General features: G+C 70.9%; 14 protein-coding genes. 2 read left to right on the top strand and 12 right to left on the bottom strand.

Going from position 1 to position 19,943, the window contains the following annotated elements; genetic code table 11:
* Positions 1-302: 302 nt before the first annotated feature.
* The 3 genes from purM to UA75_RS29930 form a co-directional block, all read right to left on the bottom strand.
* Entirely contained in the window at positions 303-1,415 is a 1,113-nt protein-coding gene (gene purM / locus UA75_RS29920; protein WP_075743074.1) for a phosphoribosylformylglycinamidine cyclo-ligase, read from the bottom strand.
* Positions 1,416-1,604: 189 nt separating this feature from the next.
* Entirely contained in the window at positions 1,605-3,119 is a 1,515-nt protein-coding gene (gene purF / locus UA75_RS29925) for an amidophosphoribosyltransferase (protein WP_075744375.1), read from the bottom strand.
* A 390-nt stretch (positions 3,120-3,509) separates the two neighbouring features.
* On the bottom strand, positions 3,510-3,887 hold the full coding sequence (locus UA75_RS29930) for a sterol carrier family protein (RefSeq protein WP_075743075.1): 378 nt from the start codon (positions 3,885-3,887) through the stop codon (positions 3,510-3,512).
* 62 nt (positions 3,888-3,949) lie between these two features.
* On the opposite strand from UA75_RS29930, the gene UA75_RS29935 reads away from it, so the two are divergent.
* Positions 3,950-5,911, top strand: a complete 1,962-nt coding sequence (locus tag UA75_RS29935; RefSeq protein ID WP_075743076.1) for a glycoside hydrolase family 15 protein — start codon at positions 3,950-3,952, stop codon at positions 5,909-5,911.
* A 108-nt stretch (positions 5,912-6,019) separates the two neighbouring features.
* Here UA75_RS29935 and UA75_RS29940 read toward each other — a convergent pair whose 3' ends face one another.
* Together UA75_RS29940 and UA75_RS29945 are read right to left on the bottom strand one after the other, a co-directional pair.
* Entirely contained in the window at positions 6,020-8,173 is a 2,154-nt protein-coding gene (locus UA75_RS29940; protein WP_083690945.1) for a putative bifunctional diguanylate cyclase/phosphodiesterase, read from the bottom strand.
* Between the two features lie 347 nt (positions 8,174-8,520).
* Positions 8,521-9,351 (bottom strand): SAM-dependent methyltransferase, encoded by an 831-nt coding sequence (locus UA75_RS29945; RefSeq protein WP_157434508.1) that lies wholly within the window; start codon positions 9,349-9,351, stop codon positions 8,521-8,523.
* A gap of 537 nt (positions 9,352-9,888) precedes the next feature.
* On the opposite strand from UA75_RS29945, the gene UA75_RS29950 reads away from it, so the two are divergent.
* On the top strand, positions 9,889-10,746 hold the full coding sequence (locus UA75_RS29950; protein WP_075743077.1) for a lysozyme: 858 nt from the start codon (positions 9,889-9,891) through the stop codon (positions 10,744-10,746).
* Positions 10,747-11,159: 413 nt separating this feature from the next.
* Here UA75_RS29950 and purL read toward each other — a convergent pair whose 3' ends face one another.
* From purL to purB, 7 genes are all read right to left on the bottom strand, one after another.
* Complete coding sequence (gene purL / locus UA75_RS29955) at positions 11,160-13,445, bottom strand: phosphoribosylformylglycinamidine synthase subunit PurL (protein WP_075744378.1); 2,286 nt, start codon at positions 13,443-13,445, stop codon at positions 11,160-11,162.
* A 71-nt stretch (positions 13,446-13,516) separates the two neighbouring features.
* Entirely contained in the window at positions 13,517-14,188 is a 672-nt protein-coding gene (purQ, locus tag UA75_RS29960) for a phosphoribosylformylglycinamidine synthase subunit PurQ (RefSeq protein WP_075743078.1), read from the bottom strand.
* Positions 14,185-14,424, bottom strand: coding sequence for a phosphoribosylformylglycinamidine synthase subunit PurS (gene purS, locus UA75_RS29965; protein ID WP_075743079.1), 240 nt, complete (start codon positions 14,422-14,424; stop codon positions 14,185-14,187). The genes purQ and purS overlap by 4 nt, the downstream gene beginning before the upstream one ends.
* A gap of 566 nt (positions 14,425-14,990) precedes the next feature.
* The gene (locus tag UA75_RS29975) at positions 14,991-16,616 is read right to left on the bottom strand and encodes a hypothetical protein (protein ID WP_075743081.1); all 1,626 of its coding nucleotides are present in this window, start codon (positions 16,614-16,616) and stop codon (positions 14,991-14,993) included.
* A 292-nt stretch (positions 16,617-16,908) separates the two neighbouring features.
* Positions 16,909-17,709: an ESX secretion-associated protein EspG gene (locus UA75_RS29985; protein ID WP_075743083.1), complete on the bottom strand. Its 801-nt coding sequence runs from the start codon at positions 17,707-17,709 to the stop codon at positions 16,909-16,911.
* 39 nt (positions 17,710-17,748) lie between these two features.
* Positions 17,749-18,153 carry a hypothetical protein gene (locus UA75_RS29990; RefSeq protein WP_157434509.1) on the bottom strand — a complete coding sequence of 135 codons (405 nt, stop codon included), beginning with the start codon at positions 18,151-18,153 and terminating at the stop codon, positions 17,749-17,751.
* A gap of 222 nt (positions 18,154-18,375) precedes the next feature.
* On the bottom strand, positions 18,376-19,809 hold the full coding sequence (purB, locus tag UA75_RS29995; protein ID WP_075743085.1) for an adenylosuccinate lyase: 1,434 nt from the start codon (positions 19,807-19,809) through the stop codon (positions 18,376-18,378).
* Positions 19,810-19,943 lie beyond the last annotated feature (134 nt).

Raw genomic sequence — 19,943 nt, forward strand, 5'->3', positions numbered from 1 at the left:
TCTCAGCCGTCGCGAACGACAGAGCCGAGCCGCTGAGCAGCACCGGGCCGACCGACCGTGGGGAGCGCGACGACATTGATCAGCAGTCGACGGCGATGAATCGACGGCTATCGGATCGCGAATCCACGGCGCTGAAGGTCGACGATGCCGAGCACAAGCACCAGAGCACGGAAGTTCGGGGCCCCGGACCGCGCCGTGGAAACGCGGACGGAGGCCGCCACGCTCCCGGCGGCCGCCATCGGCTTCGCCGCCTCTTGGCTCACCAGGATCGGCTCGGATCGCCGAAGGCCACGCCCGTCGAGTCAGAAGCGCGGGTGCTGACCGATCATCGTCACCCTCGGCGCGGCGGTGCCGTCGGTGTTCACCGCGACGTCGCCGGAGCGGGCGACCTCACCGAGCACCCAGGCGGGGACGTGGCGGGCGGTGAGCAGCGCCAGCGCGCGGTCGGTGTCCTCGGCGGCCACCACGGCGACCATGCCGACGCCCATGTTGAAGGTGCGCTCCATCTCCTCGCGGGCCACCCGGCCACGCTGGGCGATCAGCGAGAACACCGGCGAGGGCGTCCAGGTGCCCCGGTCGAGCACGGCGGTCAGGCCGTCGGGGATGACGCGCGTGAGGTTGCCTGCCAGGCCGCCGCCGGTGATGTGGGACAGCGTCCGCACATCGGTCTCGGCGATCAGCGCCAGGCAGTCCTTGGCGTAGATGCGGGTGGGCTCGAGCAGTTCGTCACCCAGGGAGCGGCCGAACTCCTCGACGTGCCCGGACAGCGGCATCCGCGCGATGTCCAGCAGCACGTGCCTGGCCAGCGAGTATCCGTTGGAGTGCAGGCCGGACGAGCCCAGTGCCAGGACCACGTCGCCGGGGCGGACCCGGTCCGGACCCAGCACGGAATCGGCTTCGACGACGCCGACGCCGGTGCCGGAGATGTCGTAGTCGCCCTGGACCATCAGCCCGGGGTGCTCGGCGGTCTCGCCGCCGAGCAGGGCGCAGCCCGCCTGCACACAGCCCTCGGAGATGCCCTTGACCAGCTCGGCGATGCGCTCCGGGATGACCTTGCCGACCGCGATGTAGTCCTGCATGAACAGCGGCTCGGCACCGCACACCACGAGGTCGTCCATCACCATCGCGACCAGGTCGATGCCCACCGTGTCGTGCCGGTCCAGTGCCTGGGCAATGGCGATCTTCGTGCCGACGCCATCGGTGGAGGATGCGATCACCGGCTCACGCCAGCGGTCCAGCTTCAGCTTGAAGAGCCCGGCGAAACCGCCGAGCCCGCCGAGCACCTCAGGACGAGTCGCCCTGGCCGCCCAGGGCTTGAGTCGCTCTACCGCCTCGTCACCAGCGGAGATGTCCACTCCGGCAGCGGCATAGGTGGCACCTGACATCTCGGTCTGGGCAGTCACAACAGGCTCCATGTCATCCGAAGACATATCTGAGGGGTCGAAGGGCCTCGTCAGGCCCGGCGCCGCCGGAAAGCGGGCCCTGCCAGCGTTCTCGACAACCACGCTACGCGCTGATCTAGATCCACAACGTAACGGTTGTCGCACCATCGCCGGACGGCGACCACCTCGACCAGGTGGTCGAGGTAGTCGCGTTGCGCTGCGTCAGGGGCGCTGCACGGCATCCTGTGCCCCGTACGAACTCGGCACCACCGGTTCGGCGGGCCCTGCCGTACCCGAGACGTCCGCGTCCCAGGCCTCCAGCAGGTTCTTGCCCAGCATCTCATCCGAGGGCAGGGCGATGGGGTACTCGCCGTCGAAGCACGCCGCGCACAAGCGGGTTCTCGGCTGTTCGGACGCCGCGACCAGGTTCTCCAGGGAGACGTAGCCCAATGTGTCCGCGCCCACTGATCGGCGGACGCCGTCGATGTCGACGCCGTTGGCGATCAACTCTGCCCTGGAGGCGAAGTCGATGCCGTAGAAGCACGGCCACCGCACGGGCGGCGAAGCGATCCGGACGTGAACCTCCAACGCCCCGGCCTCCCGCAACATGCGAACCAGGGCACGCTGCGTGTTGCCTCGCACGATCGAGTCGTCGACGACGACCAGGCGCTTTCCCCTGATCACCTCGCGCAACGGGTTGAGCTTCAGCCGGATGCCGAGCTGGCGGATGGTCTGCGAGGGCTGGATGAACGTCCGACCCACGTAGGAGTTCTTGACCAGACCCTGCCCGTACGGGATGCCGGAGGCCTGCGCGTAGCCGATCGCGGCGGGCGTCCCCGACTCGGGGACCGGGATCACCAGGTCGGCCTCGACCGGGTGTTCCGCCGCGAGTTTGCGCCCGATCTCGACGCGGGTGGCATGGACCGAACGACCGGAGATGGTGGTGTCGGGACGAGCCAGGTAGACGTACTCGAACAGGCAGCCCTTGGGGTCCGGGGATGCGAAGCGCGAGCTGCGCAGGCCGTCGGAGTCGATGGCCAGCAGCTCGCCCGGTTCGATCTCTCGAACGAAGGACGCGCCGACGATGTCCAGTGCCGCCGTCTCGCTGGCGATGACCCAGCCGCGTTCGAGCCTGCCGAGACACAGCGGTCGCACGCCCTGCGGATCGCGGGCGGCGTAGAGGGTGGACTCGTCGGAGAAGACGAGGGAGAAGCCGCCTCGGACGGTCGGCAGCAGGTCCAGCGCGGCCTGTTCGATCGTGAGATCCGCTGCGGCATGGGCCAGCAGGCCGCAGACGAGGTCGGAGTCGGTGGTGGCCGCCATGTCGGCGGCGCCGCCGGTGCCCACCGCGCCGAGTTCCACGGCGCGGCTCAGCAGCTCGGCGGTGTTCACCAGATTGCCGTTGTGGCCGAGCACGAGGCCGCTGCCCGCCGCCGTGGTGCGAAACGTCGGCTGGGCGTTCTCCCACTTCCCGGAGCCGGTGGTGGAGTATCTGGTGTGTCCGACGGCGACATGTCCTCGCAGCGAGGAGAGCACCTGCTCGTCGAACACCTGGCTGACCAGGCCGAGGTCCTTGTAGACCACGACCTTGCGGCCGTCGCCGACGGCGATGCCCGCCGCCTCCTGGCCGCGGTGCTGAAGTGCGTAGATCCCGTAGAAGGTGATCTTCGCGACCTCCTCGCCCGGGGCCCACACGCCGAACAGACCGCATTCCTCGCGAGGAACGTCCTTGTCGATGTCGGCCGGTGCGGAGCCGGGGGTTGCCGTGGGGCCGAGGGTTGCCTTCTCTGTGCCGTTGGCGCCTGCTGCCGCCGGTTGGTGGACGACCACCGAGATCTCCCTATGGATGGAAGGCGGGATACCGCCCGAGTGTAGTCCGAATGCCGGTGGCCCCGACGTGTCGCGCGACCCACCGGCCGGGGCGGGGCGTCGAGCGACGGGAGAGGCGCAAGAGGTCCTCGGGGCGCATGGGACGGCGTCCGAACGTCGGGACGACGCAGCCAGGCAGGCCAGACGCGGGGCAGCGACGAGGTCGCCGAGGAGGCGTCCACGGCGGGCGGATGCGCCTGGTTCGTGCGGTCGTGATCGCGGGCGGGCCGCCGGGCGGGTCGAGAGGTGCGCAGGACGTCAGAACAGCGGCAGCCAGTGCGAGACGTCGGCGCGTGAGCCGGAGGCGGTGACGCGGCCTTCGTCCAGCGCATCGGACCAGGTCAGCCTGCCGGTGGCGAGTTCAAGCCAGGTGCGCGGATCGGTCTCCACCACGTTCGGCGGTGTTCCCCTGGTGTGTCGCGGGCCCGCCACGCACTGCACCGCCGCGAAGGGCGGCACCCGCACCTCGACGGTGTGACCCGGCGCGATCTGCTCCAGGGTTCGGAGGCTGAGCCGGACCGCGGCGGCGAGCACCGTGCGCTCCGGCGGGGCGGCCGCCTCGTCGTCCAGCCAGCCTCGGACCGCCGTCACGGCGGCCCTGACCTCGTGCGGATCGAGCCGACGTCGCGCAGCCATGCCGTGCAGCCTAGCCGGCCGCCGGCAGGCAGCGGCGGGTCGATGGGCTTACCGTTCGATCCATGGGGCTGTCCGCAGAGCCACACATCCCCTCGTCGGAGGTGCCGCCCGCGAGTGGCGCGGGCCTGCCCGGTCTCATCGAGGACTACGCGATGCTCTCCGATCTGCGTACCGCCGCCCTGGTGGGCAAGGACGGATCGATCGACTGGCTGTGCGTGCCCCGGTTCGACTCGTCGTCCTGCTTCTCCCGGCTGCTCGGCGACGACCGGGCAGGCCACTGGCGGATCACGCCGGTCGAGGAGGTCGTCGAGGTGCGGCGTCGCTATCGCGACGACACGATGATCCTGGAGACCGATTTCCACACCGCGCACGGCGTCGTACGCCTGGTCGACGCGATGGAGCCGCATCCCGATCACGAAGACCTGCCGACCCGACTGATCCGCACCGTCTACGGGATCTCGGGCTCCGTCCAGATGCGACTCGACTGGGTGGTGCGCTTCGCGTATGCCGATTCGGTCCCGTGGGTCCGCCGGGTCCAGGAGGAGGAGTCGACGGAGTGCATCTTCGCCGTCGCGGGCCCCGACGCCGTGGTGCTTCGTGGGGAGCCGCTGCCCAAGCCGGTGCCCCATCAGCGCGCCCACGAGGCGATCTTCACGCTCGGTGCGGGCGAGAGCCGCGCCTGGGTGATGCAGTACTCGTGGACCGCGCAGACGCCCCCGGCCTGGGTGGACCCGGCCGAGTGCCTGCGGCGGACCGAACGATTCTGGCGCGAGTGGGCGGGGAAGATCCAGTACACCGGTCCCTGTGAAGGGTCCGTCCGCCGGTCGTTGATCACCCTCAAGGGACTGATCTACGCCCCGAGCGGCGGCATCGTCGCGGCCCCGACCACGTCACTGCCGGAGGCGCTCGGCGGATCGCGCAACTGGGACTACCGATACTGCTGGCTGCGGGACGCCACGCTGACCCTGCTCGCGTTGGACTCGCTGGGCTGCGGGGCGGAGGCGGCGGCCTGGCGGGACTGGCTGCTGCGCGCGGTGGCGGGCGATCCGGCCGACCTGCAGATCATGTATGCCATCGACGGTCGCCGTCACCTGCTCGAATGGGAGGCGGACTGGCTGACCGGCTACCACGGCGCGGGGCCGGTGCGAGTCGGCAACAACGCGTTCCGGCAACGGCAGCTCGACGTCTACGGCGAGGTGATGGACGCCCTGCATCTGGCCAGGGAGCGCGGGCTCGCCGAGACCGCCGAGTCCTGGGCACTGCAGCGCGCCCTCCTGCATGACCTGGAGCGGATCTGGCGGCTGCCGGACCGAGGTCTCTGGGAGGTGCGCGGACCGGAACGGCACTTCACCCATTCCAGGGTGATGGTCTGGGTGGCCTTCGATCGTGCGGTGCACGCCGTCGAGGAGTTCGGACTGCCGGGGCCGGTGGAGCGCTGGCGCGATCTGCGAGATCGGGTGCATGCCGAGGTGCTCCTGGACGGTTGGAACGATCAGCTCGGCGCGTTCACGCAGTACTACGGCGGGACCGAGCTGGACGCCGCCACCCTGATGCTCCCCATGCTGGGCTTCCTGCCCGGCACCGATGATCGGATCCTGGGCACCATCGCGGCGATCGACCGGGATCTGCGACACGGCGACCTGGTGGACCGCTACTCCACGGACCCCGGGATCTCGCCGGTCGACGGGCTGAGCGGCCGGGAGGGCTCGTTCATCGCCTGTTCGTTCTGGTTCGTCAACGCGCTGGAGCTCTCCGGACGGTGTGACGAGGCGCTGGCGATGTTCCACCGGCTCGTGGCGCTGGCCAACGACGTGGGGCTGTACTCCGAGGAGTACGACTCCGACACCCGGCGGTTCACCGGCAACTTCCCGCAGGCGTTCAGCCAGCTCGCCATGGTCGACTCGGCGGCGCTGCTGGCATTGAACACACCGCGCAGACATGAGCAGGACCGCAGGGACGGCCAGGTGTCTCGTCATCACCACGCCCGTCGACACGCCGACGACGGGCATCCGGGCTGCTCCTGAATCGATCGGTTTCGCAAGACACGCGGGCCGTCCGGTCGCCGGTCCGGGACGTCGGATGCGCGCGGAGGCCGCCACGGGGCATCCCCCGCCCGCGGTCGCCCTTCGACGCTAGTGCCGCCGCTGGGCCGTCAGCAGGCGGTTGATCGCCGCAGGCGGCCCCGGCCGGGCGAAGTACCAGCCCTGACCTGCCTCACAGCCGATGTCCCGCAGTCGTTCCGCCTGCGCCGCCGTCTCGACGCCCTCCGCCGTGACGGTCAGGCCCAGGGCGTGCGCGAGTGTGACCAGTGCGCCGACGATCTGTTCGTCCACGGGGTCGGGCCTGCCCGCCACCCGCAGCCCCTCCACGAACGATCCCGCGATCTTGAGCTCGTGCACGGGAAGCCGTCGCAGGTAGGCGAGATTGGAGTAGCCGGTGCCGAAGTCGTCGATGGCGATGCGGACGCCCATGTCATAGAGCTTGCGCAACGCGCTGGTCTGATCCTCGGCCGTGCCCATCACGGCGCTCTCGGTGAGTTCGAGCTGGAGCTGGCCTGCCCGCAGCCCGGTCTCTCGCAGGATGGACTCGACGTCGCTGACCAGCGACGGATCCCGCGACTGCCGGGCGGCGAGGTTGACGCTGACGAAGGGTGCGTCGTCGCCGAACTCGTCGCTCCACTGCCGCGCCTGTCGGCAGGTGTGTTCGAGCACCCACCGGCCGAGTTGGACGATGAGTCCGGTCTCCTCGGCCAGCCCGATGAACTTGTCCGGAGCGAGCAGGCCGTGTTCGGGATGCTGCCAGCGAACGAGGGCCTCCACGGCGATGACCCGTCCGTCGGCCAAGGCCACCAGCGGCTGATAGTCGACGTAGAACTCCTCGCGTTCCAGCGCCGCAGGCATGGTGGCGGAGAGCCGGAACCTGGCGACCTCGCGGGCGTTGCGCTCCGGGTCGAACAGCGCCCAGCGGCTCTTGCCCTCGGACTTCGCCCAGTACAGCGTCACGTCGGCGTCCCGGATCAGGTCGCCGGAGCCGCCCGCGACGACCGGGCGTTCGACGATGCCGATGCTGGCCGACACCGAGAGCTGGTGGCCGCCGATCCTGATCGGGTCGGCGAGCACGTCCAGCACCTGATTGCCCAGTTCGATGAGCTGATCGGTTCCGGAGCTGCGTTCGGCCAGCAGCACGAACTCGTCGCCGCCGAGGCGGGCCACCAGACAGTCGTTCAGGGCGACGCTCGCCGCGAGCCGTTTCGCGACCGCGACCAGCAGTTCGTCGCCGACGTGATGACCGAGGCTGTCATTGATGACCTTGAACCCGTCGAGGTCGATGAAGCACAGGCCTACTCGTCGATCGCGCTCCGGTCGGTTGAACACGCGTGCCAGCCGGTCCAGGAACAGCGCGCGGTTGGCCAGCCCGGTCAGCGGGTCGTGCAGCGCCTGATAGCGCAGCCGGTCCTGAAGCTGATGGCGGTCGGTGACGTCCTCCATCATCGCGAGCTGATACTGCGGCTCGCCGTCGGGACCACGGACCAGCGAGACGGTGAGGTTGGTCCACACGGAGTCGCCGTCGCTGCGGAAGAACTGCTTCTCCGCCCGGAAGTACTCGCGATCGCCTCTGGTCAGCTGCCGGTACGCCTCGTGAGTGGACTCCGGGTCGCCTGCATGCAGGAACTCCTGAAGAGAGAAGCCCCGGAACTCCTCCAGCGAGTAGCCGAGCATCTGCTGCAGGGCAAGGTTGGCGTCGAGCATCCGGCCGTCCACGTCGGCGAGCCCGATGCCGATGGCGGCCTCGGTGAATAGCGCGCGAAAGCGGGCCTCACTGGCGCGCAGCGCCGCCTCGGCCTGCTCGCGGGCGTCGAGCACCGCCTCGCGGATCGCCTCCTGCTCGTGGAGGGTGCGCTGCCGCAGCGCGTAGCCGTAACCGCCCGCGAGCGCGCCCTGCACCGCGGACACCCGCCCGGCGGCGAGGTCGGGCAGGGCCTGCGTGATCTCCTCACCCAGCAGAGTGATGCTGCGCTCCAACGTGGCGGAGCTGGTGAAGTGGCTGTCGACCAGGTCGACGCCGACCTCCCAGGCGGCGCGGGCGTTGAACGGCTCTGCGGCCAGCGCCGTGAGGATCCGAGTCGCCAACCCGACGAGGTACTCCACGACCTCGTCCTGGGACATCGACACATAGCTCGTGCCGTTGATCGCCGCAGCCCACCCCTGCGCGAGTCGTCGGGCCGCGATCGCGTGATCCGCGTCGTGGTCACCGGCCCCCGCAGGGTCGCCGGGTCGCTCCGTCATGCGCACAATGAGGCCTGCTCACCAGTCTCGAACCGCTGAGGCGACGACACGGGCCGCCGCGTCAGGTCGGCGGGCGGCGTCGCGACTTGCCGTGACGCGCCGGGGACCGTTCCGTGGCACCCGGCCGCAGCCGGATCGTCAACCACGAGTTCGAGGGTAACGCCCGACCGAATCCCTCGCCCCGCATGGCATCGTCCGCCTCGTCCGTTCGGCGGCGGCGGGTGATCCCGACAGCCGTGGCGACGGGCAGGAACTGTCACGACAGCCTCCCCCCATCACCCGTCTGGAGTATCACCAGTTGTCAGCAGCATACGACGCAAGGTGATTCGGCCGACGCGGGTCGGGGGTCACGCCTTCCGTCCAACGCCCACCGCTCCCGGGGCCCAGTCCGGGTCCGGGCCCGCATAGAGGTCGCCGCCGCTGAACAGTCCCGCGTTGACCACCCCAGGCGGGTCGATGATCGCGAAGTCACCGAACAGCTCCGCGATCTGCGCCTCGGTGCGCAGGGTCAGCGGAGTCGCGCTGCGGCTGTAGACCTTCTTGACGGTGGTGGCGCGTTCGTCCTCCTGCTCGCCCTCGTGCACCGGCTCGGCGAGCCCGTGCGAGACCACCAGGTGACTGCCTGCGGCGACGGCCTCGTAGTACTGCGCGAGGGTGGCCGCCGGGTCGTCCGCGTCCGGGATGAAGTGCAGCACGGCGACGGTGAGCAGACCGACCGGCTCGCTGAGGTCGAGCAGGTCGACCACGGTCGGGTCGGTCAGCACCGCGTCGACGTCACGGAGATCGGCGTTGACGACGGCGGCCTGCTTGTCGTGCGCCAGGATCGACCGGCTGTGCGCATAGGCGACCGGATCGTTGTCGACGTAGACCACCTTGGCGGTCGGATCGATGCGTTGCGCGGTCTCGTGGACGTTGCCGACGGTGGGGATGCCGGAACCGAGGTCGATGAACTGGCGGACCCCGGCGTCGAGCAGCAGACGCACCGACCAACGGAGGAACGAGCGGTTGAGCTGAGCGAACCGCCTGGTGCCGGGGAACGTCGCGATCACCTGGTCGGCCATCTGCCGATCGACGGCGAAGTTGTGGGCTCCGCCGAGGAAGTAGTCGTACATCCGAGCCGCGCTCGGTCGCTCCACGTCGACCTCGCTGGGCACCCAAGAAGGACGTTCTCCTGCCACGGAAGCACTCCTGTTCGCCAAGACCACTCGATCAGGCGATAAGCATAAGCGGTGTCGATCGCCCGCCGTCACCGCAGGACCGCGTTCCGTGTCCTTTTGTCCGGTCACTTGCGCCAGCGGGCGACACCCGGTCGACGCGGGGCCGACGACATCCCACCTCGGCGCCCCGGAGAGACGGCCACAGCTCGATCGAGAACGGAGGACCGACGGGGATCACGCTGGTCAACGGCGCGTCCCCGGCGAGCGCGCCCCGCGACGGCCCCCGACTCGGCGCCGGTCGGCTCGGGTCGAAGCGACCGGACTCGGTCCGTGTCGGTCCACTCTCGACGGTGGGAGTGGGCCGCGCCGGGACTTCGCAACCCGATCTCGAGACGGATTCACTCGGCTCGCCCGGTCGCGTGCGGTCTCCGGGCGGGACGGCGGTATCCGACTTACGGTGAGCGGGAAATCACGAGCCACTCTTCATGTTCCGTGGCTACTCACCCGACCCTCACTCTCAGTCGGATATTCCGACAGGAATTCACGTAGGGGTGCCAGTTGACCAAGACGAATCGCCTACGCGCCAGAGTCGGCATCATCGCCGCCACCACCACGCTGCTCCTTCTGGGTGCGGTCACTCCCGCCATCGCGGGCCGGACTGCCGTCGAGACCGAGCAGACCACCGAGGAGACACCACTTCCCGAGGGCTCCAACGAGCACTACGCGGGCTCTCAGATCGTGAAGCACGAAGGACGACACGGCAGTCCTGACATGACTACGAAGCAGGCCAGCCAGACCCATGGCATGGACGTCAGCGGTTGGCAGGGCAGCGTCAACTGGGACAACGCCTGGGCGAACGGGGCGAAGTTCGCCTATGTGAAGGCCACGGAGGGCACCGGGTTCAGGAACCCGGACTTCGCCCAGCAGTACAACGGCTCCTACAACGTGGGCATGATCCGCGGCGCCTACCACTTCGCCCTGCCCGATCGCTCGACAGGAGCGGCACAGGCCAAGTACTTCGTGGCCAACGGCGGCGGCTGGTCTAAGGACGGCCGGACGCTGCCTCCGACACTCGACATCGAGTACAACCCCTACGGCGCGACCTGCTACGGGCTGAGCCAGTCCCAGATGGTGGCCTGGATCAGGGACTTCAGCAATGAGGTCCACCGGCTGACCACTCGCTACCCGACGATCTACACCAGTACGAGCTGGTGGCAGACCTGCACGGGGAACAACGGCGGATTCGGTGCGACGAACCCGCTGTGGATCGCCCGATACGCGAGTTCGGTGGGCACCCTGCCGAACGGCTGGGGATTCCACACCATCTGGCAGTACGCGGACAGCGGGATCTTCCCCGGCGACCAGAACTGGTTCAACGGCGCCCACGACCGGCTCCAGGCGCTCGCGAACGGATGATTCCGACGACCACGATCATCCGGGGTGCGCACCTGTGGGCGGGTGCGCACCCCGATCCATGACGGTCGGCAGTGGGCGGACGAGTCCATCATGATCGGCAGGCGATGTCGCGCGCTGCGGGCCGCAGGATTCCGGCGGCCCCTCTGCGGCCCCGGCGGCCTCTGCGGCCCCGGCTGGCGATCAGGGCAGGTCGGGAACCGCACGGCTCGAGCCTGCCCGCGACGACCCGCCGCCGTCCGCCACCATCGCCGTCGACCGGTCTACGGCCGCATCAGCTGTTCCGGCGGCCGCCGGAACGACGCCGCCGAGGCCGTGACGCGGGCACTCCCCAGGCAGGGACCACCAAGCAGTCCGGGCCGCGGGCATCCGCATGGGACGCCGACGGCCCGGACCATCGATCAGTGTGTGCGACCTCAGCCGAACAGGGCAGGCAGCGTGCCCTCCCACGCCTCGCGCAGCCGGGCGAGCGGGAAGTCGCCGACGCCCTGGATCTCGACGGCGTCGGCCTCGGGGTCCACGACGCCGACCTTCGTCCACGGCAGTCCGCGCATGGTGCACATGTCGGTGAACCGCAGCTCCTCGGTGCGGGTGACCGACACCAGCGCCCGGCCCGCCGACTCCGAGAAGAGCCAGACGAACGGGTCGGCGTCCTCCGGGAGCACGATGCGGCAGCCGGTCTGCCCGGTGAGCGCCGCCTCGATCACGGCCTGAGCCAGGCCGCCCTCGGAGAGGTCGTGTGCGGCCGAGACCATGCCGTCGCGGGAGCCTGCGAAGAGGACCTCCGCGAGCAGTCGCTCGGCGGCGAGGTCCACCTTCGGCGGCCTGCCGCCCAGGTGACCGTGCACGACGCGGGCCCATTCCGAGCCGTCGAACTCGTCGGCGGTCGTGCCGAGCAGCAGCAACGACTCGCCCGCCTCGTTGCCGATCCCGCTGGGGATCCGCCGATGGACGTCGTCGATGACGCCGAGCACGCCGACCACCGGCGTCGGCAGGATCGCCGTGGCGCCGGTCTGGTTGTAGAAGCTGACGTTGCCGCCCGTCACGGGGATGCCCAGCTCACGGCAGCCGTCGGCCAGGCCGCGCACCGCCTGCTCGAACTGCCACATCACGCCAGGGTCCTCCGGCGAGCCGAAGTTCAGGCAGTTCGTCACCGCAGCGGGAACCGCACCGCTCACCGCGACGTTGCGATACGCCTCGGCCAGCGCGAGCTGCGCGCCCGTGTACGGATCGAGCCTGCAGTAACGCCCGTTGCAGTCGGTGGCCACCGCCACGCCGAGACCGGTCTTCTCGTCGATGCGGATCATTCCCGCGTCGGCTGGCTGCGACAGCACCGTGTTGCCCTGCACGTACCGGTCGTACTGATCGGTCACCCAGGCCCGGCTGGCCAGGTTCGGCGAGGCGATCATCCGCAGCAGCGTGTCACTCAGCTCCTGGGGGCCGCTCGGCCGCGCGAGACCGGAGGTGTCGTTCGCGATGAGGTCGTCCTGATCGGCGGGCCGGGCCACCGGACGCCGATACACCGGGCCCTCGTGGGCCACGGTACGCGGCGGCACGTCGACGACGACCTCGCCGTTCCAGGTGATGATCAGCCTGCCGCCTCGGGCGGTCTCCTCCTCGGAGACCTCGGTGACCTCGCCGATCACCGTCGCGGTGACGTCCCACTTCTCGCACACGGCCAGGAAGGCGTCCACGTCCTCCGGTCGCACCACGGCGCACATGCGCTCCTGCGACTCGCTGGAGAGGACCTCCGCCGGGGTCATGCCCGCAGCCCGCAGCGGGACCCGGTCCAGCTCGACGCGCATTCCGCCGTCGCCCGCCGAGGCCAGCTCGGAGGTGGCGCAGGACAGCCCCGCGCCGCCCAGGTCCTGGATGCCCACGACCAGCCTGCTGCCGAACAGCTCGAGACAGCACTCGATCAGGACCTTCTCGGCGAAGGGGTCCCCGACCTGCACGGCGGGCAGCTTCTTGCGACCACCGCCCGCGTCGCCCCCGGCGAAGCTGTCGGAGGCCAGCACGGACACGCCGCCGATGCCGTCCAGACCCGTCCGAGCACCGAAGAGGATGATCTTGTTACCGACCCCGGACGCATGAGCCAGGTGGAGGTCCTCCACACGCATCGAGCCGATGCAGAGCGCGTTGACCAGCGGGTTTCCCGCATAGCTCTCGTCGAAGACGACCTCGCCGCCGATGTTGGGCAGCCCGAGGCAGTTGCCGTAACCGCCGACGCCTGCCACCACACCGGGCAGCACCCGCTTCGTGTCGGGTGCGTCGGCCGGGCCGAAGCGCAGCGGGTCCGCGATCGCGACCGGCCGGGCACCCATCGCCATGATGTCCCGGACGATGCCGCCCACGCCGGTCGCCGCACCCTGGTAGGGCTCCACGTACGACGGGTGGTTGTGCGACTCGACCTTGAAGGTGACGGCCCAGCCGTCGCCGATGTCGATCACACCGGCGTTCTCGCCGATGCCCGCGAGCATCGTCGAGCGCATCTCCTCGGTGGTGGTCTCGCCGAAGTAGCCGAGGTGCACCTTGGAGGACTTGTAGGAGCAGTGCTCGCTCCACATCACCGAGTACATGGCCAGCTCGGCGTCCGTGGGCCGCCTGCCCAGGATCTCGCGAATGCGCTGGTACTCGTCGTCCTTCACGCCCAGTTCCCGATGCGGCTGCGCCGTGTCGGGGGTGGCCCGGGCGTGCTCCACCGTGTCGACGAAGCTCGTGGCTGCCGAGTTCGTGTCGGCGGAGTTCGTGTCTACGGACTGCTCGTTGCCGGTCACACGCTCACCATCGCGTCGAGGAGGGACAGGAACACGCCGAGCCCGTCGTCACTCGGGCCGGTCAGCGCGTCGACGGCATGCTCCGGATGCGGCATCATGCCGACGATCCGGCCGCTGGGATCGCTGATGCCCGCGATCTCGCGCAGCGCGCCGTTGGGCGGGTCGCCGAGGTACCGCAGGACGACCCGGCCCTCACCCTCCAGCGTGTCGAGGGTGGCCTCGTCCGCGACGTAGCGACCTTCCATGGACTTCAGCGGGACGATGATCTCCGCGCCTGCCTCGTAGCGGCCGGTCCAGGCCGTGTCGGTGCGCTCGACGCGCAGCCACTGGTCGCGGCAGACGAAGTGCAGTCCGGCGTTGCGCACCAGCGCGCCGGGCAGCAGCCCGGCCTCGCACAAGATCTGGAAGCCGTTGCAGATGCCGAGCACCGGCATTCCCCGGCCCGCAGCCGCGACGACCTCGGTCATCACCGGGGCGAAGCTGGCGATCGCACCGCAGCGCAGATAGTCGCCATAGGAGAACCCGCCGGGCACCACCACCGCGTCGACACCGCGCAGGTCGGCGTCCCGATGCCACAGCGAGACCGCCTCCGCGCCCGCGAGGCGGACGGCACGCGCCGCATCGACGTCGTCGAGGGTGCCGGGGAAGGTGATCACCCCGACCTTCATGACTGTTCCCTCCGGATCGCCCAGTCCTCGATGACCGGATTGGCGAGGAGCGTCTCGGCGATGCGTTCGAGCGTGGCGTCGTCGACGGAGTCGTCGACCTCCAGCTCGAAGTGCTTGCCTTGACGGATGCTCGTCACTCCCTGAAAGCCCAACCGGGGCAACGCGCCTGCCACCGCCTGGCCTTGGGGGTCGAGGATCTCCTGCTTGGGCATGACGTCGACGACGACTCGGGCCACTGCTGCTGCTCCAGCTGTTCAGGTCGGCGGAATGTGGCACCGAGGCTACCTGAGCAGTGCTTTCGACCGACGTCGCGGGCGGGGTGGGCGCAGGCACACCCCGGCTGAGACTCAACGCCTCGGCGAACGCGTCTTCCCCGCAGCGGGCGGGCGGCGGAGAGTCACCTCTCGTGCGTGTACTGGTGTCGGGCGGCGTGTTCCTCTCGAAGGCCGCGGCCGCCGAGGCGGTCCGCCGGGGGCATGAGGTGGTGTGCGCCAACCGAGGGGGTCAGCGGATCGCCGCTGCGGGGGCACGGTCGGTCGTGGTGGACCGAGACCGGCCGGACGCGCTCGCCGAGCTGGCGGGCGAGCGCTTCGATGCCGTGGTGGACGTCGCGACGTCCTCGCTGCCCCGGGTGGCCGAGGCACGCGCGGCGCTTGCCGCCGACGCCGGGCACTGGACCTTCGTCTCCAGCGTCAGCGTCTACTCCGACGCGGCGACTCGCGGCCAGACCACGGACGGGCCGTTGCTCGCACCGTTGACCGCGCCGGACCCGTACCGGACTCATGACGGGTCCGGCCGCCGGTCAGCGTTGGTCGAACAGCTCGTCGCCGAGGACGGCAGGCGCGGCGTGACCGGTGTCGCCCCACATCTCGTCGACCGGCTCCAGGTACTCCGGGGCATCGCGCTCCCGCTGGTGGGCGTGGCCGGAGCTCCTCGGCGCCGACCGGCTCGGCCCCGCATCCGGCCCCCAGGCGGGGCGGTCCAGCACCGATGGCTGGAACGGCGCCGCCGAACTCCCCGCGCTTCCCGAGCCCCCCGCCGAGTCGGCGATGTCGTACTGCCGGACGGCCTCGGGACCGAACTGCTGGGCGAGCGTGGGCTCCGCCGAGGGCTGGGTGGGCGGCGGGGCGGCCGGGGAACCGGGTGCCTGGGGCATGGGTGCCTGGAGCTCAGGCGGCTGGGCCGCAGGCGGCCGGGAGGCAGGCCCGGCGACGCTCGGACCTGGTGGGTGGAAGCCTGTTGGTGCGGGTGGATTGATCGACGTGGCCTGCGGTGTGCCGGGATGCGAGGCCGTCGCGGGTGGTGCGACCGCCCGATTCCGGGCGCCCGGAGCAGTGTGTGTCGAGCCGCCGGACCCCGCACGCGGCAGGCCCGGAACCGCCCCGCCGGGTGTCGGGCCCACGCCGGCCGACGGGGGTGCGGCCTGCGACGGGGCAGGTGTCGCCGGGCCGGAGTGGGTCCGAGCCTGCGGAGTCGCGCCGGGGGAACCTCGGCCGTGCCAGATCGCGGCCTGCGGAATCCGACCCTGCGGAGCCGGACCCGGTGGGATCGGACCCTGCGGCGGCTGGGCCTGCGGGGTCCGTGCAGCGGGGGGAGCCGGTGACGAGTGTCCGGGCACCGGCATCCCCGGCGGCGAATACGACGGGGATGGATGCGGCGCGGCCGGGTGCTGCGGTGCGGACTGGTACGGCGTTACGGTGCCCTGCGGCGTGTGCGGCGACCGGCCGGGCAGGCCCGGCCCGCTCGGTGGCCCGGCTCGACGGGCGGCCTCCCCGAGGCCGCTGATCGGCGCGGCGTGCGAGCCAGGTCGCGCGTCCGGCTGGCCCAGAGGTGCAGGCAGTCCCGCCGCCGGTGCGGGCGGGTGCGGAGCCGAGGCGCCGGGCGGCCGGTCGGTCCCGGCCGCGCCCGCAGGCAGGGCCGGGGCGAAGAGCGGCAGTTCGTCGATGGTCGTGCCCACGGTGCGTTCGTAGGCTCGCGCCAGGGCCCTGGCGCGTTCCTCGGCCTCGCGCGCCTGCCCTTCCACGGCCTCGCGGTCGGTCACCGTGCCGAGGAGCGCCGCCACCGGCTGGTCACGCCATGCCTCGTCGTCGGTCACGCGAATCGGCGCAGGCAGCTCCCGTGTGACGTGTTCGAAGGCCGCCACCCACTGATCGACGCCCGTGCCGATGCGCACCGAGGCGTCCTGCGCGTCGAGGGCGAACCGCGCCAGTGGCGACACGCCGTCGCGCATCGCCTCCGCCGCCGCCCCGTGCCAGACCGCACCGCCGTCCCGGAGGGCGCCGTCGACGAGTTCGGCGACGCGGCCGAGACTGCCGCCGACATGCTCCCGCCAGCGGACGGCCGAGGCGGTGGCCGAGTCGGTCGAGCCCGCCCGGAACCAGTCGACGAGCTGCTGGTGGGCGATGCCGTCCCAGTTGGTGGCGGTCATGTCGGCTGCCTCCCGAGCGAAGTCGGCGATAGCGGGTTCGTCAGCAGGTCGGCGAGTCCCGGCGGGCGATCGAAGGCTCGACGTGGACGGAATGCCGAACGGGTGCGGGTGGCGGCGATCACGGGGTCGGCCGCCCGGATGCGCTGGTCGCCGGCCTGGACTCGATCTGGCGGGCCGTCCGGGTGGCACCTCCGACGGTCGGTCACCTCGAGCCGACCTCGCTCGAGCCGACCGGACCCGAACCCGGGTCTCTTCGCCGAGTCCTGCTCGCCGCGCCGTCCGGGCATCCGGATCACGCCTCCTCGGTCCCGGCCTCGAGCAGTTCCCGGAGCATCTCGGCGAGCCGGGCGGAGTCCGCAGGCGCGACGGTGATCCAGTCGTCCCGATGGTGCACGGCGTATCGGCCCTGCACGGTGTCGTAGACGTCGATCACCCAGGGCGCCCGGTGAGGAACGCCCAGCCGATCCCGGCTCGTCACGCCGAGCTGGCCGCCCCGCAGCCGGGCGGTGCCAAGCATCCCGAGCACCTCCTTGGCCTCACCGGCCGGGATGCCGTGCTCCACCAAAGCGGTCTCGAACCGCGCGTCGGATGGGGGCCCGTCCGCCCCGGCGGCCTCGACGACCGGGGCGGGCAGGCGCACCATCTGGCCGGTGCCCGCCCGCATCTCGGCCAACACGGCGATCACCGAGGGGATCACGTCCGTCGGGTGGACATCGTCGACGAAGAGCCGCTCCTCGTCGAGCACGCCTCGGGCGCCGCGCCTGCCGTCTTCGGCCGCCATGGCTCGGATCTCCCGGCCGGGTTCCACCGTCCACCGCAGGTCGACGGCATGACGTGGCGCGGCGAGGCAGTGCAGCGCCGCCGCCAGCTCAGGGTGGACGGCCGGCCCGTCCAGCAGTCCGCGCTCGCGCAGGGTCGCGGCGCTGCGCCGATCGAACTCCGCAGCCTCCGCCAGGGTCACGCCGCACTCGCGAGTGGCCAGCGTCAGCGGTCTGGTGCCCAGCTCAAGGTGTCGCCACAGCAGATTCAGTTCGGATCGTTCCAAGACGATCGGCAACGCCGGGCCTCCCAGCTCGTACGACGGGCCGATCATCGCAGGGTCCCCGTGAGTCTCGGGTCAATAACGAATGAATCACTCCGAGTGGTGAGTCGAGGTGGTGCGGAGGTCGGATTGCCCCTCGTCCATCGCCTGGTGGCGGACTGCGGCCCGATCGAGCCGGGCGATCACGTCGTGCAACGCGGAGACGGCGGCGGCCACCGTCGTGGCCAGCGAACCCGCCGGATCGGTGGCCCGCCCGACGAACTCCGGCACCGCTGCGGTGCTGGCCGGATCGTCGCCCGGCGCGCTGAGATCGGTCAGCTCCTCGGCCGAACTGCCCGCCTCGCGCAGGTGCTCGATCGCGATGAGGAGCCGCTCACGCAAGGCGGGCACCGCCTCGATGTCGATCTGAAATCCCGCCGACGACACCTCGCCCGCGCCGGATGCGCTCGCAAGGGCGGCGGGCAGCGGGGCGGTGATGTTCACTTGACCGGCCATGGCCGCGACTCCCCTGCTCGATTCGCCGATTCGCCGACGGCCTCGGTGAGCACGGCGGCGACCTCCGGTGTTCACCCTGCACCCTGCCTGGGAAAACCCAGGTGAAGGGGTCGATGCCGTCCGGTGGACGTGCGCGGCGACGGGGTGTCGGAGCAGGTTGCCCGCCCTCGCCGTCACCGCCCGGCAGATCAGAAGCGACGCCCCGGGCGGGCTGCGCTCGGCTCAGAGGATCGCGCCCGGCGAGTAGGACGCGGCGCCGGGATGACGCTCGACGACCTCGCCGATCCGGGCGAGCACGGCCGAGGTCTGGCTGGTGGCCGCGCCGGTGAAGGAGAGCCGGTCGGCGAGCAGCTCCGCCAGCCTGCCGCGATCAAGCGGCAGGCGTTCGTCGGCGGCCAGCCGGTCGAGCAGGTCGTTCTGCTCGGCGCCCTGCTCCCGCATCGCGAGGGCGGCGGCCACGGCGTGCTCCTTGATGACCTCGTGCGCGGTCTCGCGGCCCACGCCGGCGCGCACGGCCGCGATGAGCACCTTGGTGGTGGCCAGGAACGGCAGGTAGCGGTTCAGTTCGCGGTCGACGACGGCCGGGAAGGCGCCGAACTCGTCCAGCACGGTGAGCATGGTCTCCACCAGGCCGTCGAAGGCGAAGAAGGCGTCCGGCAGGGCGACCCGCCGCACGACAGAACAGGAGACGTCGCCCTCGTTCCACTGGTCGCCCGCCAGCTCGCCCACCATCGACGAGTAGCCGCGCAGCACCACGGCGAGCCCGTTGACCCGCTCGCAGGACCGGGTGTTCATCTTGTGCGGCATCGCGCTGGAGCCGACCTGTCCCGGCTTGAAGCCCTCGGTGACCAGCTCGTGGCCCGCCATCAGCCGCACCGTCGTGGCCAGGCTCGACGGCGCCGCCGCCAGCTGCACCAGGCAGGTCAGGACGTCGAAGTCCAGCGAACGCGGATACACCTGGCCGACGCTGGTCAGCACCCGCTCGAAGCCGAGGTGGGTCGCGACGGTCTTCTCCAGCGTCGCCAGAGCGTCGGCGTCCCCGTCGAGCAGGTCGAGCATGTCCTGGGCGGTGCCCATCGGTCCCTTGATCCCGCGCAGCGGGTAGCGCCCGAGCAGGTCCTCCAGCCGGTCATAGGCACACAGCAGCTCGTCGGCGGCGCTGGCGAAGCGCTTGCCCAGCGTGGTGGCCTGCGCGGCGACGTTGTGCGAGCGGCCCGCCATCACCAGCTCGGAGTTCTGGGCGGCCAGGCTGCCCAGCCTGGCGAGCAGGGCGACGACGCGGTCGCGGACGTGCAGCAGGCTGAGCCGGATCTGCAACTGCTCGACGTTCTCGGTGAGGTCCCGAGAGGTCATCCCCTTGTGCACCTGCTCGTGGCCCGCCAGGGCGTTGAACTCCTCGATCCTGGCCTTCACGTCGTGCCTGCTGATCCGCTCCCGCTCGGCGATCGAGGCGAGGTCGACCTGCTCCAGCACCCGCTGGTAGTCGGCCAGGGCGGTCTCGGGAACGGCGACGCCCAACTCGGCCTGCGCACTCAGCACGGCGAGCCACAGCCTGCGCTCCAGCACGATCTTGTGCGAGGGCGACCACAGGGTGGCCAGGTCCGTCGAGGCGTAGCGGGCGGCCAGGACATTGGGGATGGGCGGCGTGGCGGTCACCCGAAGAGCCTAAGGCCTCGTCGGCTGCGGGTTCGACGGCGACGGGCTGGGCGGCTGTGGGGTTCGGCGGCAGCGGCGCCGACACGCTGCGGCCTCGGCGGTGCCACGCACAGCACCGGGGCACACCCGCGATC

Origin of the sequence: Actinoalloteichus sp. GBA129-24 (assembly GCF_001941645.1) — a bacterium.
Classification (GTDB): domain Bacteria; phylum Actinomycetota; class Actinomycetes; order Mycobacteriales; family Pseudonocardiaceae; genus Actinoalloteichus_A; species Actinoalloteichus_A fjordicus.

Coding starts and splice junctions, on each gene's coding strand:
- purM (WP_075743074.1), bottom strand. CDS start 1,415: ATGGAGCCTGTTGTGACTGCCCAGACCGAGATGTCAGGTGCCACCTAT.
- UA75_RS29930 (WP_075743075.1), bottom strand. CDS start 3,887: ATGGCTGCGCGACGTCGGCTCGATCCGCACGAGGTCAGGGCCGCCGTG.
- UA75_RS29935 (WP_075743076.1), top strand. CDS start 3,950: ATGGGGCTGTCCGCAGAGCCACACATCCCCTCGTCGGAGGTGCCGCCC.
- UA75_RS29940 (WP_083690945.1), bottom strand. CDS start 8,173: ATGACGGAGCGACCCGGCGACCCTGCGGGGGCCGGTGACCACGACGCG.
- purQ (WP_075743078.1), bottom strand. CDS start 14,188: ATGAAGGTCGGGGTGATCACCTTCCCCGGCACCCTCGACGACGTCGAT.
- UA75_RS29975 (WP_075743081.1), bottom strand. CDS start 16,616: ATGACCGCCACCAACTGGGACGGCATCGCCCACCAGCAGCTCGTCGAC.
- UA75_RS29985 (WP_075743083.1), bottom strand. CDS start 17,709: ATGATCGGCCCGTCGTACGAGCTGGGAGGCCCGGCGTTGCCGATCGTC.
- UA75_RS29990 (WP_157434509.1), bottom strand. CDS start 18,153: ATGGCCGGTCAAGTGAACATCACCGCCCCGCTGCCCGCCGCCCTTGCG.